At 35.7% G+C, this 15,717-nt stretch carries 14 protein-coding genes; 13 read left to right on the forward strand and 1 reads right to left on the reverse strand.

Going from position 1 to position 15,717, the window contains the following annotated elements; all coding sequences use genetic code 11:
- The 5 genes from ccsA to AABM59_RS01410 all read left to right on the forward strand — a co-directional run.
- Positions 1–2,029 (forward strand): cytochrome c biogenesis protein CcsA (gene ccsA, locus AABM59_RS01390; RefSeq protein WP_338407197.1); only part of this gene is annotated, 2,029 nt, incomplete at its 5' end.
- A gap of 379 nt (positions 2,030–2,408) precedes the next feature.
- The gene (locus AABM59_RS01395) at positions 2,409–2,888 is read left to right on the forward strand and encodes a T9SS type A sorting domain-containing protein (protein ID WP_338407198.1); all 480 of its coding nucleotides are present in this window, start codon (positions 2,409–2,411) and stop codon (positions 2,886–2,888) included.
- A complete protein-coding gene (locus AABM59_RS01400) occupies positions 2,885–3,502 on the forward strand; it encodes a hypothetical protein (protein WP_338407199.1) in 618 nt (205 codons plus the stop codon). Before AABM59_RS01395 ends, AABM59_RS01400 begins: the two co-directional genes overlap by 4 nt.
- A gap of 9 nt (positions 3,503–3,511) precedes the next feature.
- The gene (locus AABM59_RS01405) at positions 3,512–6,562 is read left to right on the forward strand and encodes an immunoglobulin-like domain-containing protein (protein WP_338407200.1); all 3,051 of its coding nucleotides are present in this window, start codon (positions 3,512–3,514) and stop codon (positions 6,560–6,562) included.
- Between the two features lie 67 nt (positions 6,563–6,629).
- Positions 6,630–6,761, forward strand: coding sequence for a hypothetical protein (locus AABM59_RS01410; protein ID WP_338407201.1), 132 nt, complete (start codon positions 6,630–6,632; stop codon positions 6,759–6,761).
- A gap of 671 nt (positions 6,762–7,432) precedes the next feature.
- Here the strand turns inward: AABM59_RS01410 and AABM59_RS01415 are convergent.
- The gene (locus AABM59_RS01415) at positions 7,433–8,446 is read right to left on the reverse strand and encodes a TlpA disulfide reductase family protein (RefSeq protein ID WP_338407202.1); all 1,014 of its coding nucleotides are present in this window, start codon (positions 8,444–8,446) and stop codon (positions 7,433–7,435) included.
- A gap of 158 nt (positions 8,447–8,604) precedes the next feature.
- Here AABM59_RS01415 and aspS point away from each other — a divergent pair, with 158 nt between their 5' ends.
- The 8 genes from aspS (at position 8,605) to nuoF (ending at position 15,709) form a co-directional block, all read left to right on the forward strand.
- Complete coding sequence (aspS, locus tag AABM59_RS01420) at positions 8,605–10,386, forward strand: aspartate--tRNA ligase (protein WP_338407203.1); 1,782 nt, start codon at positions 8,605–8,607, stop codon at positions 10,384–10,386.
- Positions 10,387–10,512: 126 nt separating this feature from the next.
- Positions 10,513–10,707 carry a cold shock domain-containing protein gene (locus tag AABM59_RS01425; protein ID WP_007137066.1) on the forward strand — a complete coding sequence of 65 codons (195 nt, stop codon included), beginning with the start codon at positions 10,513–10,515 and terminating at the stop codon, positions 10,705–10,707.
- A gap of 197 nt (positions 10,708–10,904) precedes the next feature.
- Positions 10,905–11,270, forward strand: a complete 366-nt coding sequence (locus AABM59_RS01430) for an NADH-quinone oxidoreductase subunit A (RefSeq protein ID WP_338407204.1) — start codon at positions 10,905–10,907, stop codon at positions 11,268–11,270.
- A gap of 116 nt (positions 11,271–11,386) precedes the next feature.
- Complete coding sequence (locus AABM59_RS01435; RefSeq protein WP_338407205.1) at positions 11,387–11,935, forward strand: NADH-quinone oxidoreductase subunit B; 549 nt, start codon at positions 11,387–11,389, stop codon at positions 11,933–11,935.
- A 4-nt stretch (positions 11,936–11,939) separates the two neighbouring features.
- Complete coding sequence (locus tag AABM59_RS01440) at positions 11,940–12,467, forward strand: NADH-quinone oxidoreductase subunit C (RefSeq protein ID WP_338407206.1); 528 nt, start codon at positions 11,940–11,942, stop codon at positions 12,465–12,467.
- A gap of 17 nt (positions 12,468–12,484) precedes the next feature.
- Positions 12,485–13,723 carry an NADH-quinone oxidoreductase subunit D gene (locus tag AABM59_RS01445; RefSeq protein WP_338407207.1) on the forward strand — a complete coding sequence of 413 codons (1,239 nt, stop codon included), beginning with the start codon at positions 12,485–12,487 and terminating at the stop codon, positions 13,721–13,723.
- A gap of 86 nt (positions 13,724–13,809) precedes the next feature.
- Complete coding sequence (locus AABM59_RS01450; RefSeq protein ID WP_338407208.1) at positions 13,810–14,340, forward strand: NAD(P)H-dependent oxidoreductase subunit E; 531 nt, start codon at positions 13,810–13,812, stop codon at positions 14,338–14,340.
- A gap of 1 nt (position 14,341) precedes the next feature.
- Complete coding sequence (nuoF, locus tag AABM59_RS01455; RefSeq protein ID WP_338407209.1) at positions 14,342–15,709, forward strand: NADH-quinone oxidoreductase subunit NuoF; 1,368 nt, start codon at positions 14,342–14,344, stop codon at positions 15,707–15,709.
- The last annotated feature ends 8 nt before the right edge of the window (positions 15,710–15,717 follow it).

The raw sequence follows: 15,717 nt of genomic DNA on the forward strand, positions 1-15,717 counted from the left end.
CGAAAAGAGCTATGCCTCATTTGAAAGTAAAGTCAGTGTGTTAGATGCTGAAAATGACGATTTTGATTTTCACATTTATATGAATAATATACTAAACCACCGCGGCTATAAATTTTTCCAATCGTCTTTTGACCCTGACGAGAAGGGAACGATTTTATCTGTAAATCATGATTATTGGGGAACTTTGATTACTTACTTTGGCTATTTTATGTTGTATTTTGCTATGTGTGCGATTCTTTTCACCAAGTATTCGCGCTTTGCTGATTTAAAACGAAAACTAGAAGTTGTAAAAACAAAAAAAGCAAATTTATTAGCAATAGTAGTATTGTTTATGAGCTTTGGTGCTTTCGCACAAAACCACAACATGCAAATTTTAACCGTAAAACAGTTGGATTCGATACTAAATAAAAATAAGATTCCAGAATCTCATGCGGCAAAATTTGGAAGATTAGTAGTTCAAGATGCTGGAGGTAGAATGAAGCCTATTAATACTTTTTCGTCTGAACTGTTGCGAAAAGTGAGTCATAAGGACACTTATAATAATATGAATTCTGACCAAGTGTTTTTGTCAATGACATTGGACGGTAATACCTGGATTCAAATTCCAATGATCTACATCAAGGCTGGAAACGATAGCATTCGCAAAATTATTGGTATTGATAAAGAAACAAAATACGCGTCGTTTTTTAACTTTTTTGACAATTCCGGGAATTATAAATTGGCGTCTTATTTAGATGCTGCCTACAAAAATGCAAATCCAAACCAGTTTGAAAAGGATTTTATCGAAACCGATAAAAAAGTAAATTTGATGGAAGCGGCCTTGAGTGGTACCATTTTGAAGGTTTTTCCAATTCCTGATGATGCCAACAATAAATGGGTTTCGTACCCAGAATTATCAAATTCCGGTATTAAAGGAATGGACGCAAAATATACATCAAGTATTCTTCCCTTATATTTCGGAGCTTTGAGCACTGCTAATGCTTCCCGTGATTATAAACAAGCCGACGAATTAGTACAAAGCATCAATGGTTTTCAGAAAAAATTTGGTAGTAAGGTAAGACCAAGTGAAGAAAAAATAACTTCAGAGATATTGTATAACAAATATGATGTTTTCAAGAAACTACCCTATTGGTATATGTTTGCAGCTATTTTGATGTTGTTTTTTACCATTCTAAAAATATTTAAAGAAAGAAAAGCCTTGTATATATTGGTAAATTCCATGCACATTATTATAGCATTACTTTTCACCTTGCATACATTGGCATTAATCGCTCGTTGGTACATTTCAGGTCACGCTCCTTGGAGTAATGCGTATGAGTCTATCATTTATGTGGGATGGGCAACTATGTTTTTCGGATTGGCTTTCGACATTAAATCTAAACTTACCGTGGCATCATCAGCCTTTGTGAGCGCCATGATATTAATGGCAGCTTATATGAACTGGATAGATCCTGAAATTGGAAATCTACAGCCCGTTCTTAATTCGTATTGGTTGATGATTCACGTGGCGATTATCGTGGCGAGTTACGGGCCATTTGCCTTGGGAATGATTTTAGGAATAGTCTCTTTATTGTTGATTTTGTTTACCAATGAAAAAAATAAGGATGTAATGAAATTGAACATCAAAGAAATAACATACATCAATGAAATGGCTTTGACTATTGGTTTAATTATGTTAACCATTGGGAATTTTCTAGGAGGGCAATGGGCTAATGAAAGCTGGGGTCGTTACTGGGGCTGGGATCCAAAAGAAACTTGGGCGTTGATTAGTATCATGGTTTATGCATTTGTGATTCACTCTCGTTTTGTGCCCTCTTTAAGAGGAAAATGGGTTTTTAACCTGATGAGTGTTATAGCTTTCGTATCCATTTTGTTTACTTATTTTGGTGTGAATTTCCACTTAGTAGGATTGCATTCTTATGCAAGTGGCGAAGCAAAATCATTAAGTTGGATTTGGCAATCTTTGACAGCAATTACTTTGCTTGGAGTAATAACGTATCCAAAATACAAAAAATATTATAAAAAATAATCATTTAATTTTTTTATTTATAAAGGTTCAACTATACGGTTGAACCTTTATTATTTCGGATGTATATTCTTTTGGAAATTTTAAGATTATATTTCTAAAACTGGAAAGAAAAGGATTGTAAGAGGCAAATCCTACTTCTTTTGCTTAGGATTCTAATGTGTTTGTTCTTAAATAACCAGATTGAATCAGTTGATAATTAATAAAATTAAATTAGTATTTTTTCGTGTTGTACAAATCTAAATATTTATAAGTGTTAAATAATTACTAATTTCATAAAAAACACTTACTAATTACTTGAAAAACAGACACCAGTATTTTTTTTAGATAAAAAAACATTTTTTATTATATTTTTTTATATTTTAGTTGAAATTTTTAAAACATGAAATATTTATTTCTTTTTTTTAGCTACGCTTTCTACGGTCAAGTTTTACACCATCAGATGTTATCTTCACAAGGAGCATCAATAACTACAAATAGCGGGCTTGTTATTAATCAAACTATTGGTCAGCAAAGTGCCATAGGAAATTCAAATGATAAATTCATAATTATTCAAGGGTTTCAGCAAAGTCTTTGGAGTAAATACATTGCTTCTAACAAAATAGATGCAATAGAAGACATTATAACAATAACATATCCCAATCCGTTTACCGAAACCATTAATTTTCAAATTTCAAAGCCCATTCTTGAACCTATTAAAGTTTGTGTTTATGATATAAGAGGGCGCATAATCTATGATCAAAACAGAATGTTTGTTAACAGCATTTTGTCTATTGATTTAGCTTCACTACCTACTTCACAATACTTGGTTCGACTTACTTCTACTAACTTCAGTTATTATACTAAAATTATTAAACAATGATTAAAAACTATTTTTTATTCGCCATTTTCCTTTTTTCTAGTAAAGGATTTTCTCAAGAGTTATATGTAAAAACCGCGAAGAATTTTACAAAATATAACTATACAAATGAATTTTTACAGTCGAGCTCCAACTTGCAAAGCGGTTCTGGAAACAGCTATGAATTAGGATTTACAAACCCGGATGAAAATGAACATTTTTCATATGGCTTAGGTATTTCTTTAAATGAGTACAATGCTATTGGAAGTACTTCTGCAAGCTCTTACCGCTGGGACACGCAATACCTTGGTGCTGCAGCTAAGATTTATTATTCATTCCTTCCAGATAGTAAAAATATTGATTTCTTACTGAATTGTGGATTAAATGGATCGACTATTATTTATGGTAAGCAACAGATAGATGGCACTTACTATGATTTGGTTCATCAAAAAGAATTTTCCGGCATCTGGATAGGGGCATCGGCTGCTTTTCAGGTGAAATACCAAATCGAGTCTTTTGGTTATTTAAGTCTTGACTATAGTGTTATTCAAAATCTAAATGTATCCAATACGACCAAAGAAAAGCTTTCATTCAGTACCCAACAAATTCAATTGGGTTTTCATTTTCCAATTAACTAATTACTTATTATGAAAAAGATAATCCTACTTATAGTTCTTTTTTTAGCCGCCAAAAGTTATTCTCAAACTAATGGAATTACCTATCAGGCAGTTATTTTAAACCCTAGTGGCGAGCAATTGCCTGGAGTAAATAATACAAATTCGCCGATGGTCGACAAAAATATTTGTATGCAGTTTCAATTCCTAGATGAATTTTCAAGGCTAGAATATCAAGAAGCTATCCAGGTCACAACAGATCAATTTGGAATGGTAAATTTAATTATAGGAACCGGAAATCGAACAGGAGGTTACGCCGCTTCCTTTTCATCTATTGTGTGGAATGATTTGAAGAAAAGTCTGGTGGTATCAATAGATACAAATGGCAATTGTTCCTCGTTTACAATTATTAGTAACCAACCCTTTACAGCGGTGCCTTTTGCTTTTTCAGCAATAAATGCTAGGAATGTAACCGGCGTTGTCGCAATAGAAAATGGAGGTACAAATGCTGTTACTGTTTTAGGTGCTAAAACAAATTTAGGAATAGAAAATGTTAATAATACTAGCGATCTGAGTAAACCTATAAGTAATGCTACACAAGTTGCCTTAAATTTAAATACTTCTGCCATTTCAGTAAACGCAACTGCCATTTCATTAAATACAGCCAAAACAGGAATCACTACCCAACAAGCATCCGCTATTACAGCTAACACTGCTAAAGTTGGATATACAGACGCATTAGTTTCAGCCAATACAGATGTAGCAGCAAATACTGCTAAGGTAGGAATCACAACAGCTCAAGCATCTGCAATTACAGCAAATACCGCTAAGGTTGGTTATACAGACGCATTAGTTTCAGCCAATACAGATGTAGCAGCAAACACATTAAAAGTAGGATATACAGAAGCAGCAGTATCAGCTAATACAGATGTAGCAGCAAATACTGCAAAAGTAGGATACACAGAAGCATTGGTTTCTGCTAATGCAGCTGTAGCGGCGAATACAGCCAAAACAGGAATCACAGCTCAACAAGCATCAGACATTACAAGTAATAGTGCAAAGACAGGGATTACTACAGATCAAGCGAGTGCTATAGTGGCTAACACTGCAAAAGTAGGTATTACTACAGATCAGGCAACAACTATCAGCAATACTACAAACATAAATACAGGTGACCAAACAAATGTTACTGGTAATGCAGCAACTGCAACAAAACTAGCAACTGCAAGGAAGATCAATAATGTTGATTTTGATGGTACTGGAGATATAACAATTCCTACAACAGCGGATGCAGGAACTTTAAATGGAACTACATTAAACGCTACAGTAACGGGTTCTAATTTAACGGGTGTTGGGACTATCACAAGTGGTATATGGAATGGAACAGCAATTACTGTGGCAAATGGAGGCACTGGTGCCAATACATTGACTGGATTGGTAATTGGCAATGGAACTAGTTCTATGACCGGTTTGGCAGGAGTAAATTCAGGTGAAATTTTAAGGTGGAATGGCTCATCATGGGGGGTAACGGCGGGTACCGGAAGTAGTTGGGCTATAGGTATAGGGAGGGACGCAGGTGGATCTGGTAGTCTAAAGCAAGGCTCTAAATCAATAGCATTAGGGTATGAGGCAGGAATAAATACACAAGGCTCTAATTCAATAGCACTAGGTTATGCAGCTGGAAAAATTAAACAAGGCTCTAATTCAATAGCACTAGGTACTTCAGCTGGAATTACGGATCAAGGCTCTAATTCAATAGCACTAGGTTATGCAGCAGCATCTAGTGATCAAAGTGCTAATTCAATAGCAATTGGGCAATACGCGGGATATAATACACAAGGTTCAAATTCTATTGCGATAGGTACTAATGCAGGAAAAATTTCTCAACCTGCAAATAGTATTGCAATTAATGCATCTGGTGTTGAATTAAGTCCCACAACTACTGGTTTTTTTGTTAAACCATTAAGAATTATTTCGAGTGCAAATTCCAATATATTAACTTATAATCCTACAACTAGTGAAATTAGTTATGCGACTTCAATTACGGCGGATGCAGGAACATTGTCAGCAATTGCATTAAATACTGCAAAAGTAGGTATTACTACAGATCAGGCAACAACTATCAGCAATACTACAAACATAAATACAGGTGACCAGAATATTTCTGGCATTGCTACCAATGCGACTTCAATTTCAGTAATAGAAACAGAGCAAACCACTCAGAATTCAGCAATTGCATTAAATACTGCAAAAATAGGTATGCCTATAGGGACAGTAATTGGCGAAATGAATTATTGGGATGGTACCACTTGGCAAACTATTACCCCTGGAAATAATGGGGCATTACTTCAATTCGTTTCAGGAAAACCAACTTGGGTTTCTAGCCCAGATTCTGTTACACCAGTGATCACAGTTACACCTGGCACAGATACAGCAGGACAGGGAAGTACTTGGACGGATGCTGGAGCAACGGCTGATACAGGCGAAACAGTTATCACATCAGGCACAATAGATACAAATACTTTGGGTACTTATACAATTACATACACTGCTACAGATGCATCATTAAATACAGGAACAGCAACAAGAACAGTTACGGTCAGACAACTAGCTATAGGCGATTTATACCAAGGAGGTTATGTCTTTTATCTCAATGGTAGTGGTGGCGGTTTGATTGCAGCTAGCACAGCCCAATCAAATGCAATCTGGGGTTGTTATGGAGATATAATACCAGGAGCCGATGGCACTGCAATAGGTACAGGAGCTCAAAACACGATCGACATAGAAGCAAGATGCACATTAATAAATACAGCAGCAGATATATGTGCTAATCTAGCTCTTGCCGGATATACTGATTGGTTCTTACCTTCCAAGGATGAATTGGATTTAATGTATAAAAACATAGGACAAGGAAATGTTTTGGGATTAGGGAATGTTGGCGGTTTTGCTAATGCACGATACTGGAGTTCTTCGGAGATTAGCAGTGCCTTTGCGTGGTCTCAGGATTTTACCAATGGTGATCAGCTCGACACCATTGTCAAGACCAACCCCCCAAATTACGTGCGTGCAGTTCGGGCTTTTTAGTTTTTTAACAATTTAATTAGAACCGCAAAAGCGGTCGGTTTTTATTTTTTAGAAATGGCATTAACCTATGGAATACATGTATAGTTTGGTTAGAGATATGGAGCGCGATATATTGGTATTAATGAAAGAGGGAAAGGTTTTTAAAGATCAAGATTATTTTGACAACACTATTTTCATGAAACAACTTGGGTTAATGTAATAAGGGTTTTAGTTCCATTTTTGATTTAGTTGTGTTGCAACTTTGAATAATAGGGGGCGCTAATTGAAGAAAAGACTTCACAGAAATGTGAGGGTGGAAAAGGAAAAGCAAAGAAATATGGCAAGGAATTCCTGGAGTTAATCAGCTTTTTTTATAACAATAGATGCCTAACATTCAATTTCCTTGTGTTATAGTTTTGACGAAATGAGACGGCTAAAAATCTATAACAGATTTTGTTTAATTAATTACTACTTAACCCGTTGGGTGTAATTATTTAGTTTAAAAAAGCGTTATAAATATTGGTCAAGATACTGAAATGTAGTGTCTTGAAGTTGTAAAACAGCCAATATTTATGTGAAATATAGTAAAAAATTATTCTATTTTGCTGAGCGAATCAGACGACATTTATATTCGAAATTCACGGAATTTGAGAACTATTTTGTTATTGATAAAATCAAAATCGGCTCCCACAAAAACTTGTGAAAGCCGATTTCTTTATAGATGCAATAGTATTGATTTAACACACAGAACAGATAAATAATTCCGCTAATTTATGTCAACAAGTACGCCTTCTGTATGACATAAAACTACATATAAATTTTCGTTTAAAAAAACATTTCCCTGATAATTTTGGAGTCTCTTTCAGGAATAAAAGAACAGAAAAATTTCAATTAGTTTAAAAGTGCATCAAGTTCTTTTTGTAATTCCGGGTTAGAAGGTCGTAGGGCATCGGCTTTTACAACTTTCCCTGTTGGATCAATTAAAATAAATCTTGGAATAGAGTTAATTCCATAGCCTTTCATGAAATCTGAATTCCAGTTTTTATCGGAAAATAGCTGTATTCCTCCTAACTCTTTATCGGTAACGAATGTTTTCCATTTTTCAAAATCTTTGTCAACATCTACAGAAATACTCACAAAGGCAATATTCTTATCGTGATATTTTTCTTCGATTTGTTTTAACGATGGAATTTCGACACGACACGGTCCGCACCAAGTTGCCCAAACATCGATATAAACATATTTCCCTTTTAAATCTTCGAGTTTTGTGTTTGCTCCTTTGTGATTTAGATAGTCAAATGGTGGAGACATCGTATTATTAAGTTTGCTTTTGATTAAATTTGCTTCGTAATTTTGTTTGAAATACTTGACTATCGCGTTATAATCATCATCAACACTTTTCTTTTGAAGATCAACAAAAATAGGGTCTAGTTTTTTATTTTCTAAACGCTCCAAATCTTCCGCTTTTTTCTTGTCAAGTCCTTTTAAAAAATCTGTTTCGCTAGAGGCAAGCAAACTTCCTATGTTAGCTTTCTCTGTAAATAAGGCGTTTTGAGCCAAAAAATTATTTTCAGCTGCGCCATTTCCAGTATAAACTATAGATTCGTCAAACATCGTGGCGTCCATTTTTAACTTTAAATCAAAGCCGTTTTTTAAATAAACCATTGTAATTTCGTTTCCGTCAAACAATTGATACCTCCCCGGCACAACGTTTAAAGTGTCTCTAAACACCCCTTCTTTGTCGACTTGAATCTTTTTAATTAATTTATTATTGGTGTCCGTAAAAGAGATTACATCTCCAAATTTATTAGCGATTTCAGCCTGAAACGTAACGTATTTATTGGCCTGGCCAAAGCCGCTATTGCTACAAACAAATACTATTGCTATAAAAAACAATTTTCTCATAAAACGTGATTTTTAAATTTACTTTTCCAAATTTACTTTTATTTTTAAAAGCAAATTAAAAATTAACACTAATTTAAAATATTATTTATAACTAAGTTTCTTCGTTTTTAGAATAAAGTTGATTTTTGTTTTTACTTTTGTAGTCTAAAAATCAAATAATGTATAGAAGTCATAACTGTGGCGAATTGAACGCCTCACACATCAACAACGAAGTTACGCTTTCGGGATGGGTTCAAAAATCGCGAGATAAAGGTTTTATGAATTGGGTCGATTTACGCGACCGTTATGGAGTTACCCAATTAATTTTCGACGAAAGTCGCAGCAATAAAGAAGTTTTCGAACTAGCAAAAACCCTGGGTCGTGAATTCGTAATTCAGGCCAAAGGAAACGTTATTGAACGGGAAGCCAAGAATAAAAATATGCCAACTGGCGATATCGAAATTTTAGTTACAGAACTCAAAATACTGAATGCTTCATTGACTCCACCTTTCACAATCGAAGACGAAACAGATGGTGGTGAAGACGTTCGAATGAAATACCGCTACCTCGACATTCGTCGTAATCCGGTGAAAAACAACCTGCTTTTTCGTCACAAAGTGGCGATGGAAGTTCGAAAATATCTTTCGGATTTAGATTTTTGCGAAGTCGAAACCCCTTATTTAATCAAGTCGACTCCTGAAGGAGCTAGGGATTTTGTTGTTCCTTCTCGAATGAATGAAGGGCAATTTTATGCGTTGCCACAATCGCCACAAACGTTTAAACAATTATTGATGGTGGGTGGAATGGATAAATATTTCCAAATCGTGAAATGTTTCCGTGATGAAGATTTGCGCGCCGACAGACAACCGGAATTTACACAAATAGATTGTGAAATGGCATTTGTAGAACAAGAAGATATTCTGAATGTTTTCGAAGGATTGACACGCCATTTACTGAAAGAAATAAAAGGTATTGAAGTAGAAAAATTTCCTAGAATTACCTATGACTACGCAATGAAAACGTACGGAAATGACAAACCGGATATTCGTTTCGGAATGGAATTTGGCGAATTAAACGAGGTAGCGCAACACAAAGAGTTCCCTGTTTTTAATGCTGCCGAATTGGTAGTTGGAATTGCAGCTCCCAGAGCAAGCGAATATACTCGTAAAGAAATCGACACTTTAATAGATTGGATGAAACGTCCACAAATTGGAGCAAGCGGAATGGTTTACGTCAAATGCAACCTGGATGGAACGTTCAAATCATCGGTAGATAAATTTTATGCCCAAGAAGATTTAGCAAATTGGGCAAAAGTTACTGGTGCAAAAGGAGGCGATATGATTTTTGTGCTTTCTGGTCCAGCCGATAAAACCAGAACGCAACTTTCTGCCTTAAGAATGGAATTGGCCAATCGTTTGGGATTGAGAAATCCAGCCGAATTTGCGCCACTTTGGGTAGTTGATTTTCCGTTATTAGAATTTGAAGAAGACCCGAGCCCAAAGGGTGAACTTGCGGAGCAAACGGGTCGTTATCACGCAATGCATCATCCGTTTACTTCCCCAAAACCCGAAGATATGCACTTATTGGAAACAGATCCAAAATCGGTTCGTGCCAATGCGTATGATATGGTTTTGAACGGAAACGAAATTGGCGGTGGCTCTATAAGAATTCACGACAAAACCACACAACAATTAATGTTTAAATATTTAGGCTTTACGGCTGAACAAGCCGAAGATCAATTTGGTTTCCTAATGAATGCATTCCAATATGGCGCTCCCCCACACGGCGGATTGGCTTTTGGATTGGACAGATTGGTTGCCATTTTAGGGGGACAAGAGACGATTCGCGATTTTATTGCCTTCCCAAAAAATAACTCTGGAAGAGATGTAATGATTGATGCGCCATCAATTATCGACGAAATCCAGTTAAAAGAGCTGCACATAAAACTAGATATCGTCTAGATAGTCGGCGAAACATGTTTTAAAACGTTGAAATTCAAATATTTTTAAAAATATATATGTATTACTTGCATTTGTATTATTTTATATATTAGATTTGCAACATTATAAATTATTATTATTATTACAATGCGTACAGGTACAGTTAAATTTTTCAATGAGTCAAAAGGTTACGGATTCATTACAGACGAAGAAACAGGAAAAGACATTTTTGTTCATGCTTCAGGAATCAACGCGGAAGAACTTCGTGAAGGTGACAGAGTTAGCTATGAAGAAGAAGAAGGAAGAAAAGGAAAAGTTGCTGCGAAAGTAGCCGTTATCTAAGTAAAATTATTACTTACGAATGTTTAAAGCGTCCCGATAAATCGGGACGCTTTTTTGCGTTTAAAAAACAAAAAAATCGCAACTACTAGATCAAAAAAAATTCTATTTTTCTTTAAACTAAATTTTGTTTTAAACTTGTGTTTTAAATCCTTGAGGCCTATCTTTGTGCCTTATTTTAGAATAACACAACACTTATTATGCAATCAAGTCAATTAGATTTTTTTCCAATATTAATGCAATTGCTTTTGGTCATTGCCTTTGTTGCCGGAATTATAATAATTTCAGGAAAATTAGGCCCTAAGAGATCCTCAAAAATTAAAGATCAAAACTTCGAATGCGGAATTGAATCTGTAGGAAATGCCCGCATTCCTTTCTCGGTAAAATATTTTTTAGTTGCTATTCTTTTCGTCTTGTTTGATGTCGAGGTTATTTTTCTTTATCCTTGGGCAATCAATTTTAAGGAATTGGGGGTAGAGGGAATGTTGAAAATGGTCGTTTTTATGCTTTTATTGTTGGTGGGATTTTTCTATATCATCAAAAAGAAAGCATTGGAATGGGAATAAAAATAATTACAAATTAGAAATTACGAATGCCAAAATTCAAGTTTTTAAAGTATTTATTAAAATGTTTTAAATTATGAACTCATAATTCATAATTTGTAATTTATAATTTTACAAAAATGAGTGATTCAAATATAACAATGGTTGCCCCTCCAGAAGGCGTTGTTGGCGAAGGTTTCTTCGCTACAAAACTGAATGATGTCGTGGGACTAGCTCGTGCCAATTCACTTTGGCCATTACCTTTTGCAACATCATGTTGCGGAATTGAATTTATGGCAACTATGGCTTCACATTATGACTTGGCAAGATTCGGGATGGAACGCGTGAGTTTTTCTCCTCGTCAAGCCGATATGCTTTTGGTAATGGGAACTATTTCTAAAAAAATGGGGCCAATTTTACGCCAAGTATACGAACAAATGGCAGAACCTCGTTGGGTAATTGCCGTTGGAGCTTGTGCTTCATCAGGTGGAGTTTTTGACACCTATTCGGTTTTGCAAGGAATTGATAAAGTAATTCCGGTTGACGTTTACGTTCCGGGATGTCCGCCAAGACCCGAACAAATTGTTGATGGCGTAATGCAATTGCAAGAATTAGTGAAAAACGAATCCGTAAGAAGACGAAGTTCTCCAGAATATCAGGAATTATTGGCGTCTTATAATATCAAATAAGGAAATGACTTTAGAAACAACACAAATTCAAGATAAATTAGTGGAAACATTTGGCGAAAATGTTTTCCATTTCAATCAAGAAAAAGACATCTTTTCATTAGAAGTTACCGCTGACAAAATAACCGCCATTATCCTTTTTCTAAAAAACGACCCAACATTGCGCTTTCATTTCTTGACCGATTTATGCGGAGTTCATTATCCGGACAATGCAATTGAAAGGCAATTTGCAATTGTATATCATTTACATAATTGGCACGAAAACAAACGCATAAAAATTAAGACGTTTATCAACGGTGAAAAACCAGAAATAAAATCGGTTTCCAACATTTTTCTTTGTTCCAATTGGATGGAAAGAGAAACATATGATTTTTACGGAATCAATTTTATTGGCCACCCACAGTTGAAACGTATTTTGAATATGGACGAAATGGTTTCTTTTCCAATGCGAAAAGAATTTCCGATGGAAGATGGAGGAAGAACAGACAAAGACGACCGTTTCTTTGGAAGAACACCTCAAAAAGATAATAAATAAATAATTCAACATTATAAATGTCAGAACTATTATTACCCCCAGAGCATCGCTATGCTAAAATAATTAATGAGCGTCATAACGAAGACGGAAGTGAACTTTCAATTCTGAATTTAGGTCCTACACATCCTGCGACCCATGGTATTTTTCAAAATATTTTGTTGATGGATGGCGAAAAAATTATCGAGGCAGAACCAACCATTGGTTACATTCACAGAGCTTTCGAGAAAATTGCCGAAAACCGTCCTTTTTACCAAATTACACCACTTACTGACCGAATGAACTATTGTTCATCACCTATAAACAATATGGGTTGGTGGATGACAATGGAAAAACTATTGGATATTGAAGTCCCTAAAAGAGCACAATATTTAAGGGTTATCGTGATGGAATTAGCCAGAATTACAGATCACTTAATTTGCAATTCGATCCTTGGAGTTGACACCGGAGCTTATACTGGATTTTTGTACGTTTTTCAATTTAGAGAGAAAGTTTACGAAATTTACGAAGAGATTTGCGGAGCTCGTTTAACTACAAATATGGGAAGAATGGGCGGTTTCGAAAGAGACTGGTCTCCAGAAGCTTTTCGCAAATTAGACGTGTTTTTAAAAGATTTTCCAGTCGCTTGGAAAGAATTTGAAAACCTATTCGAAAGAAACAGAATTTTCATAGACAGAACAGTAAACGTGGGCCCAATTTCTGCTGAAATGGCAATGGCTTACGGGTTTACAGGTCCAAATTTACGTGCTGCCGGAGTTGATTATGACGTTCGCGTGGCGCAACCGTATTCTTCTTACGAAGACTTCGATTTTATCGTTCCTGTTGGAAAATCAGGAGACACATACGACCGTTTTTGTGTTCGTAATGCCGAAGTTTGGGAAAGTTTGAGCATCATTCGTCAAGCATTAGATAAAATGCCAGAAGGAAATGAATTTCACGCTGATGTTCCTGCTTATTATTTGCCTCCAAAAGAAGATGTATATCACGATATGGAATCTTTGATTTACCATTTCAAAATTGTAATGGGAGAAATTCCGGTTCCTGTTGCAGAGATATATCACGCAGTAGAAGGCGGAAACGGAGAATTAGGATTTTACTTAGTAACCGACGGAAGCAGAACGCCTTATAGATTGCACTTCCGCAGACCTTGTTTTATTTATTACCAAGCTTATCCCGAAATGATAAAAGGGGCAATGCTTTCGGATGCAATTGTTATTTTGTCAAGTTTAAATGTTATTGCCGGAGAATTAGACGCGTAGAAATTTCAGATTGAAGAATACCGATTTAAGAATTAAAATTTAAAAAAACTTTGTGACTTTGCGCCTTTGTGGCAAAAATTATAAAAATGGAAAGAACACATTACAAACAAGAAATAAACATAACTGAAACATTGATGACTCGCATCAATGAGTTAATCAGTCATTACCCCGAAGACAAAATAAAATCAGCTTTGCTGCCTGTTTTACACGAAGTTCAAGACGCCCACGAAAACTGGTTGAGTTTTGAATTGATGGACAAAGTCGCCGAAATACTTCTTATCAAACCCATCGAGGTTTATGAAGTCGTTTCTTTTTATTCGATGTTCAACCAAAAACCAATCGGGAAATACATGTTCGAATTTTGCAGAACTTCTCCTTGTTGTTTGAATGGAGTTGAGGATTTAATGGATTATACTTGCGAAAAATTAGGCGTAGGAATTGGAGAAACTACTCCTGATGGAATGTTTGAAGTAAGAGGAGTTGAATGTTTAGGAGCTTGCGGTTATGCTCCGATGATGCAATTGGGTGATTTTTACAAAGAACACCTTACCGAGGAAAAAGTAGATCAGATCATTGCTGATTGTAGAGATAATAAAATTACGTTACACGATAAATAATATGTCACAAAAAATATTATTAGACAAAATAAATATTCCAGGAATTAAAACCTACGAAGTATATCGCCAAAACGGTGGGTATTCATCTGTAGAAAAAGCCCTGAAAACACTAACACCAGACGAAATTGTCGAAGAAGTAAAGACTTCAGGGTTAAGAGGTCGTGGTGGTGCAGGATTTCCAGCAGGAATGAAATGGAGTTTTATAGATAAAAGATCAGGAAAACCAAGACATTTAGTTTGTAATGCTGATGAATCAGAACCCGGGACTTTTAAAGACCGGTATTTGATGGAACACATTCCTCATTTATTGATTGAGGGAATGATTACATCCAGTTTTGCTTTGGGTGCCAACCTATCCTATATTTATATTCGTGGAGAATACATGTGGATTTATAAAATACTGGAACATGCTATCGCCGAAGCAAAAGCGGCAGGTTGGTTAGGGAAGAATATATTAGGATCTGGTTTCGATTTAGAATTATATGTTCAAATTGGTGCTGGAGCCTACATTTGTGGAGAAGAAACCGCATTGATTGAATCGTTGGAAGGTAAAAGAGGAAATCCTAGAATCAAACCACCATTTCCAGCAGTTTCAGGGCTTTGGGCAAACCCAACTGTGGTAAATAATGTAGAAACAATTGCGGCAGTGCCTTGGATTGTAAATAATTCAGGTGCCGATTATGCTAAAATTGGTATCGGAAGATCTACTGGAACAAAATTAATTTCGGCATCGGGACACATCAAGAACCCTGGGGTTTACGAAATCGAAATGGGATTGAGCGTTTATGAATTTATGAATTCTGATGAATATTTGGGCGGAATGAGTTCTGACCGACCGTTGAAAGCATTTATTCCCGGAGGAAGTTCCGTTCCGGTTTTACCTGCTCATTTAGTTTATAAAACAGCCAATGGCGACGACCGTTTAATGTCTTACGAAAGTTTGAGTGACGGTGGTTTTGCAACGGGTTCTATGTTAGGTTCAGGTGGATTTATTGTTTACAACGACACTGCTTGTATCGTACGAAATACTTGGAATTTCTCTCGTTTTTATCATCATGAAAGTTGCGGACAGTGTTCGCCTTGCCGAGAAGGAACAGGATGGATGGAAAAAGTATTGAATAGAATTGAAAACGGTTATGGCCGTGAAGAAGATGTCGATTTGCTTTTGAGTATTCAAAGCAAAATTGAAGGAAACACGATTTGTCCATTAGGTGATGCAGCAGCTTGGCCGGTGGCGGCAGCGATTCGTCACTTTAGAGAAGAATTTGAATATCACATCCGTTTTCCGGAAAAAATAAAAAATAGAAACCATTTTGTTGCCGAACCATTTGAAAGTGTGAAGCATTTAGTTTCTAAATTAACAGTATAAAGACAAGA

The organism is uncultured Flavobacterium sp. (genome assembly GCF_963925185.1).
Classification (GTDB): Bacteria; Bacteroidota; Bacteroidia; order Flavobacteriales; family Flavobacteriaceae; genus Flavobacterium.